Here is a 415-nt window from a genome sequence, read left to right on the forward strand (position 1 = left end):
GTTCTGTAGATGTTGCTATTACAGATGCCTCTTTCAACGATAATTGTTCCGTAAGCTCAATTGCATGGGTAATGACCGGTGCTGTAAACGATACCGGTTCTGGACAGGTCGAAACATATACATTCCCGATAGGGACAACCACAATTACATATACCGTATCTGACAATGCTACCCCAGCCAATACAGCTACCGATGTCATGACTGTAACAGTAACCGATAATGAAAATCCAACGGTAAACGCTACAAGCAACGTTGTTACAACAACCAGTGCAGATACCTCTGGAGACTGTTCTGTAGATGTTGCTATTACAGATGCCTCTTTCAACGATAATTGTTCCGTAAGCTCAATTGCATGGGTAATGACCGGTGCTGTAAACGATACCGGTTCTGGACAGGTCGGAACATATACATTCCC

The 415-nt window shown here is 43.6% G+C and carries 1 protein-coding gene; it reads left to right on the forward strand.

All coding sequences use genetic code 11. The features are described 5' to 3' along the window. The coding region (locus tag ZA06_RS17005) for a hypothetical protein (protein WP_205625703.1) at positions 1-415 on the forward strand (415 nt) is incomplete at both ends.

The sequence above is a fragment of the Mangrovimonas xylaniphaga genome (assembly GCF_001280435.1).
Classification (GTDB): domain Bacteria; phylum Bacteroidota; class Bacteroidia; order Flavobacteriales; family Flavobacteriaceae; genus Mangrovimonas_A; species Mangrovimonas_A xylaniphaga.